This window comes from Methanomicrobium sp. (assembly GCF_055145805.1).
In genome coordinates this window covers 1-6,307 of sequence record NZ_JBSREC010000010.1, presented here as the reverse complement: position 1 = coordinate 6,307, position 6,307 = coordinate 1, and the positions used below count along the sequence as shown (strand labels likewise).

At 38.8% G+C, this 6,307-nt stretch carries 7 protein-coding genes; 3 read left to right on the top strand and 4 right to left on the bottom strand.

Annotated features, from left to right (window positions below):
- The 4 genes from ACTB1O_RS00705 to ACTB1O_RS00690 form a co-directional block, all read right to left on the bottom strand.
- On the bottom strand, positions 1 to 848 hold an 848-nt coding region (locus tag ACTB1O_RS00705; RefSeq protein WP_462993221.1), incomplete at its 3' end, for an agmatine deiminase family protein.
- 172 nt (positions 849 to 1,020) lie between these two features.
- Positions 1,021 to 1,359: a hypothetical protein gene (locus tag ACTB1O_RS00700; protein ID WP_462993220.1), complete on the bottom strand. Its 339-nt coding sequence runs from the start codon at positions 1,357 to 1,359 to the stop codon at positions 1,021 to 1,023.
- 232 nt (positions 1,360 to 1,591) lie between these two features.
- Positions 1,592 to 2,110 carry a hypothetical protein gene (locus ACTB1O_RS00695; RefSeq protein WP_462993219.1) on the bottom strand — a complete coding sequence of 173 codons (519 nt, stop codon included), beginning with the start codon at positions 2,108 to 2,110 and terminating at the stop codon, positions 1,592 to 1,594.
- An 80-nt stretch (positions 2,111 to 2,190) separates the two neighbouring features.
- Complete coding sequence (locus ACTB1O_RS00690; protein WP_462993218.1) at positions 2,191 to 4,125, bottom strand: PKD domain-containing protein; 1,935 nt, start codon at positions 4,123 to 4,125, stop codon at positions 2,191 to 2,193.
- Between the two features lie 465 nt (positions 4,126 to 4,590).
- Between ACTB1O_RS00690 and ACTB1O_RS00685 the strand changes: the two genes are divergently transcribed.
- The 3 genes from ACTB1O_RS00685 to ACTB1O_RS00675 form a co-directional block, all read left to right on the top strand.
- Positions 4,591 to 5,241 carry a hypothetical protein gene (locus ACTB1O_RS00685; RefSeq protein ID WP_462993217.1) on the top strand — a complete coding sequence of 217 codons (651 nt, stop codon included), beginning with the start codon at positions 4,591 to 4,593 and terminating at the stop codon, positions 5,239 to 5,241.
- Positions 5,241 to 6,011, top strand: coding sequence for a hypothetical protein (locus ACTB1O_RS00680; RefSeq protein WP_462993216.1), 771 nt, complete (start codon positions 5,241 to 5,243; stop codon positions 6,009 to 6,011). Before ACTB1O_RS00685 ends, ACTB1O_RS00680 begins: the two co-directional genes overlap by 1 nt.
- Before the next feature lie 2 nt (positions 6,012 to 6,013).
- A partial coding sequence (locus ACTB1O_RS00675) for a hypothetical protein (protein WP_462993215.1) occupies positions 6,014 to 6,307 on the top strand: 294 nt, incomplete at its 3' end.

The window sequence follows — 6,307 nt, the reverse complement described above, 5'->3', positions numbered from 1 at the left end:
TCAACAGGTCCTTTTTTTGCCTCTTCTTCTGTAACTTCTGCAAGAAGTATGGTGTCTTCCGATACAAAGCGGCAGTATTCATCCATGTGGTTGTTTGCAGAAGCACTCCTGTATGCAATTCCTTCTCCGTTCGGTCCGGGAAGTGCCGAGTTATCGTAAGGATCATCCTCAACGGCGCCGTGTTTTAGCCAGATGACATTTGTGACACCAAAGAGCCTTTCAAATTCGGCTTCAAACTCTTCTCTTGCAAGATTCGGATTTCTCTGGAATTCGCAGGCCTCGGTTACAAGAAGTGTGCCCTTACCGTTGAATTCGCGATCCCCGCCTTCGCCGATTATTCTTGTCATAACACTCTCAAGCCCGAGATATTCTGCAACGTCCCTGTCAATTTTCTCCATCATTCTTGACTGGGTATCATAATCAGGGAAATAGCCCCAGCAGTTGAATCCGAAATCATTGACTCTTTTCTCACCGTTGCCGTTTACGACAAATATGGGTCCGAAGTCTCTCCAGTAGAGCATTGTAAACTGCTGTGTGTAAAATGATATATTGTCAGTTGAGATGCCGGTTTTTAAAAGCACATCTTTTACATGCTTTTTTTGTTCTTCATCAGGAACACAGATTACTGTTTTAACATTGGCTGAGAGTTCTTTCACTATCTCAACGAATACGTCATCTGTGTAGTAACCTTTCATGTACTCCTTTGTGAGCCAGCCTATCCAGACTGCATCCTGTTCCTCGAATTCTCCCGGGAATCGCCAGTTATTGTCAGTCATTTTTATATCTCCTGTTTCAGTTGTCTGTGTGCTGTAATCCGGTACTGCAAGTACACAGACCGGGATTATCATAAGTAATGCCAGAATAATGGCTGTTATTTTTTTATAGTCTCCTGAGTTCGGGGATTTTGATCAGGACCCATAATTATTTCTAAAGCAGATATAGCATAAAAAAGATGCTTTTTGCATTTGCGGCAGATTTATGCAGTATCACAAAAAAATGCCTTTAAACGGGGCAGAATATTCAGGCGGAAATTCCCTCAGGTCTTTCAAGAATTTCGTAACCAATCTCCATTTCTCTTTCTGCCTTTCCGATTGCCTCATCAACTCTCACACGTAGTTTTCCCCATTCATACTCTGTGGAGTTGTCAACAAGTTCAATCTCGACTTTTGCAAGATTTAAGTACATATCAAGGTTTACAACCCAGTCATCAAGCTCTTTCTGAATATCTTTGGATGCATCCTTCTTTCTTCTTTTAATATCAGATCTCATCCCTTTGATATCCTTCATCCTTGCATTTGCCTGTTCAAGGAAATTCTCCCTTCCCTCTTTCATCTTCTCTTTGGGCTCTTTTTTAAACATTTAAATCCCCCCTTTAGGTAACGGTTGATGGCACGCAATAATATATACAGTTTTCCGAAGGATTTGAAGTATATCTGAATAAGGATCATTCCGGAAAAATACTTTTTTTGTAAAATAGTGAACTGGTTCTAAAAAAGGGGTGTTTTTGTGAAAAAAATATTGGTTTTGTCTCTAAAAAATCTCCTGATAAAATGAAAAGATTAAGAGTTTTTGCAGATTTCGTCAGTTAATTTCAGGTACAGTCCGGGTCGATATTATTTCCGTTTTTATAGTCCGGCTTTGTAAATTCTACGGTGAATGGGAATATTGTGGATGTTTCCTGGTTCCCTCCAGGAGTCTTTTTTATAATCAATTCAAGTTCAACTTCGTAAATTCCTGCTTTTTTCCAATCCGGATTTTTAGGCCAGTCCCATGACTGCCGTACATAGCCATTTTTATCGGGATCATTACTAAGTGTTTTTCTTACAAGATCACTGTTAGGAATAGGTGCTCCGAAGGTTTTTATTATTAAACCTTTAACTCCGATTTTGTTTAAGTCTAATTTATTTTCTATGTTTATATTGCATACAATTCTATAAGGGACAGCGGGTTCCATGGGAGTACTTACTTTTTCATAACATCTGATAGAACCTGATTTGCAGTCTGTTGGAACCAAATTCTTATCAGGCGTAAAAAAATCATTGTTCTCATTTTTTTTGAGATTGAATTTTTTTAGGGGATATACTGCAATTCCCCGGATCTCATCTGACATGCAAAGGTGATGTGCATTTATAATATATATAGATTTGTCTGTCAGTGAATGTCCTGAAAAAAGGAAAATATAAGATTTTTTTAGCTCATCCCGAAAATACCGATCAGTAAACTCAGGTATTCATCATAAAATCCGTAAAACCTGGTCATTTCACTTCTGAAGAATTCCGTTCCGGGAAGGCCGAATATTTTTGTTCCTGCTGATGCATCTGTTGTGATAACTGTATTTTCTGTGGATGTTGGTGCTATAGTATATGTTGGGGCTGCAGTAGCTGATGAGATATCATTTACAGTAATGTAGTTTTCTCTTGTGTATGTGTAAGTATAGCCCATTTCGTCTGTGACTTTAAGTTTGGGAGTAAAGGTCCCTGCTTTTGTATATGTGTGGGATGTGGTGCGGGTGGTTGTTGAGGCAATCGAACCGTCTCCAAATGTCCAGTAATATGTATCAATTGCATAATCATTGTCTTTGCCGTCTGCTGCTGTAAAACTGACTGTGAGAGGGGAATTGCCGGATGTCGGGGATGCAGTAAATGTTGCAGACAGGCCGAGTGTTACTTCAATAAAGTCTTTCTTTGTTTCGGTATCTGTTGCACCGTCTTCATCGGTGACTGTAAGTTGTATTGTATACAGGCCTGCCTCCGAAAAAGTATAGCTGGGAGGATTCTGATAATATGATGAATCTCCTGGTCCATATTCCCTTATAACATTCCCATTCTCATTGATAAATTCCCAGTACCATGTGTTGATGGTGCTGTTCGTATCTTCGCATGGTTCTGATTCATCAATAAACCTGACTGCAAAAGGTGCTTTTCCTTTTTTATCATAATCATCACTGTATAAACCAAATTCGGCTGTCGGTGCGACGTCATCATCGACTGTGATTATCATCTTATATGAATCTGTATCTTCGTCATCATCTGTAACAGTCAGAGTTACATCATAGTCGCCATCTTTTGTGAAAATATGTGTTATGTCAGGGTCTGTTCCTTTTTTGATCACTGTATTGGTGCTTCCGTCATCAAAATCCCAGACCCATTGCACAATGTCATCGTCTGTATAATCATTTTCGTCAGATTCATCCTCAAATTTTACAGTCAGAGGTGCACTGCCGCTAGCCTTATCAGTAGTAAAATAAGCCACAACTTTATCAAGCTCAACTGTCTCGGTTTTTGATGATGTATTTCCCGCCGGACTTGTGACAGTGAGTTTTACAGAAAATTCATCAGATTTCGTGTAGATATGTGTACCGCTTTCGAGTGTGGAATCAGTGCTGTCATCATCAAAATCCCATGACCATGAAACTGCTCCGTCGGTTGTGCTGGCATAGGTCAGCTCCTCATCATCCTCATCAAGTTCCAAATCCATGGTAACCACAAGTGGCGGTTCTGTAATTGTAACTGACTTTGTTGGTGTGTTTGACACAGTGCTGTCTTCTGATGTTACGGTCAGAGTTATGTCATAAGTGCCGGCTTCAGAATAGGTGTGTGTTCCGGTGCTGCTGCCTGTTGCAGCCGAAGAACTGTCGCCAAAATCCCAGCTCCATGAACTGGCAGTTCCGTTGGAAATTGAGCCTGAATATGTAACTATATTGTAATCTGCCCACGTGGTTCCGGAAGCTGTAATTGAGTCTATTGTGATTGTTGATGTTTGTAATGGCTCCGGTTCTTCAACTTCAACTGACCCTGTATTAGAAATTATGTTTTCGTCAAATGATGATGTTGAATTAACAGTTACGGTATATGATCCTTCATCTGAATAGGTATGGGTTTTTGAAACTCCCATGTTTGTTGTGTCAGTTGAGCCATCACCGAAATCCCAGGTTAATGTAGTGAAGTTAGCGTTGTTAACAGATCCCGAATATGTAAGTACATTATAAGTATCTGATGTCTCTCCAAGATCAAGATTAATAGTGATTGTTCCTTCATCAACGGCTGATGCCGGGCAGACAGATAGTGCAAGTGCAAAAATTGTAATTAGAAGTAAAAATATTATATTTGTTTTGATATCTTTCATTTCATTCAGTACTCCTTTTTGAATTCCGATAAAAAATTATATGTATAGTTTTGTGATTTATCCAGTCTGAATTTATCCCGGGAATAATCTGATTAGTGCACAAATTTAATCGAAATAATCTTTTTGTAATGAGTATTTTACACCGTATAATAAAAAAGTTTACCCGAAATCTGTTTTTATTTTTGGAGGGTGTTGTTTTACAGTCTGTCTCCCTCAATTTAATAATAAAACTAAATAATAATATATATCTTATAAAAGATCAAACTTTTTTAAAAATGTGCCTGTTTTATAAAACAGGTTTTATCTAAAAAAGGGGGAAATATTCTGAATAACTCAGGGCATGAATTTTATATTGCAGCAATTTTTATTATTTTATGTTTCTTTTCAGGATGCACGGGTTTAAATGACTCCGGTCAGGCAATAGATAAGGATGAGGCTTATAAAGTTGCATCCGGTGATTTGAGTTTGTCACAGGTATCATCCGGAAATTTATCAGAATATTATACAGTTGACGAGATAGCATCAGAAGAAGGATCTGTAAATTATCTCTTCAGATTTCAGACTCAGGATTATATGATAACCGAAATTTTGGTGTCTGGTATTAATGGCAGTATCCTGTCACGAAAAAACGGTATAAATGAGCCTATTCATAAAATACCACCTGAGTATTTTGAAAACAAAAAATCTATTCCTGAATCTGTAAAGGAAAAAGGTGCGCTTATTTTTTCTGCAAATCCCGGGATCTCTGTATTGGAAAATGGTATTAATGTGACTCTGTTGTCTGTCGAATGCCAGGAGGATTATTCTTTATTTTACTTTTCAGCCGATTCTGATATGATACAGAATTATACCCATATGGCAGAGGATCTTACAAAAATAACCACGCTAAATCCTAAACCCAAAGGGAAAATAATTGTGAATTCTCAGATAAGAGAAGAATTTGACGGATATTATACAACCGGCTGGGCATCATTTGCCTACCCTGAAAAAGGTATCAAAGGCTCTGCATTTTCTGTAAAAGCAAATCCGCTTCCTTCTGATACAACTGTTCTGATGATAAAAATTGACTCCCTCTTTGAAACATCCGGAAAATGGGAATTTGATGTGATGCAGTGATGAAATCTGAAATAGTTTTAATTAAAATTAGTCTGCTGGTTCTTCTGACAATATGCATGCCGGGATGTCTTCAGGCAGAAAGTGATATTTTTCAGGGGATAACAGAAGACGAGGCGTTTTCAATTGCCTTAAATGACAGTCTTTTATTAAACGAATCAATTGGTGAAGAGCTAAAATCGCCGCAGACTGGTATTTTATGGGCAGATGATGGAACAAAGCTCTACAAATTTGTATTTGAGCCGGAAACTGATCCCGGCCGGGCTGGAAAGACGGTGACGGTCATTGTCGCAGAAAACGGGACGATATATCTGCATAAAATGTTTGCCGGGGCAATGATAACACCTGTTCTTCCCGGAATGCTTGATGATAACCGCCCTGATGATGTGAAGGAAAAAGGGGCTCTTAATAAAAGCTATTATCCGTCTGTTTCTGTAAGATGCGGTGATTTGAATGTTAAACTGGAATCAGTTGAATTCAACAGGAAACACTCGCTTTATTATTTTGTTGTCCATGCAATGTTCATAAAAGATGCGGCAACGCCTGAGGCAAGAAGAAACAGCCCGCCGGAACCTCAGGCCATTGGACAGGTTACTGCCTGCGGCAGAAACCCGGAGAATTTCACATCTGCATTTTCCGGCCGGAGATGGGACGGTGATGCGGTTGGATTCAGTCTTAAAACAGATCCGCTGCCGGCAGACTGCAGCGGTTGTACAATAAAAATTGACTCTCTTTTCGGAAGGGAAGGCAACTGGAGTTTTGAGGTATTTTAAGAATGGAAGAAAATAATTTGAATGAGAAATTCCCTGTTTCGGGAGTTATAAAAACCGGATTTGTCTATGGATTTCTGGGTTTTTTGTCTGTTATAGTATTATATATTATTGAGATGTTTTTCCTGAGCAGTCCGGCGCTATACGATTCTTATTATGTTAATATTGTGCAGACTTATCTTTTGGTTGCATTTGTTCAGTTTTCATCGGGCTTTTTCAGTCAGCTTGTCTTATATAAAAATTATGAGGCTTATATCTCCGGGCAGGATAAAATAGCGGAAAAAACATCCGTGAAAATA

Excerpts from the sequence above, each read along its gene's own strand:
- ACTB1O_RS00700 (WP_462993220.1), bottom strand. The coding sequence starts at position 1,359 with ATGTTTAAAAAAGAGCCCAAAGAGAAGATGAAAGAGGGAAGGGAGAAT.
- ACTB1O_RS00695 (WP_462993219.1), bottom strand. The coding sequence starts at position 2,110 with ATGTCAGATGAGATCCGGGGAATTGCAGTATATCCCCTAAAAAAATTC.
- ACTB1O_RS00690 (WP_462993218.1), bottom strand. The coding sequence starts at position 4,125 with ATGAAAGATATCAAAACAAATATAATATTTTTACTTCTAATTACAATT.
- ACTB1O_RS00680 (WP_462993216.1), top strand. The coding sequence starts at position 5,241 with ATGAAATCTGAAATAGTTTTAATTAAAATTAGTCTGCTGGTTCTTCTG.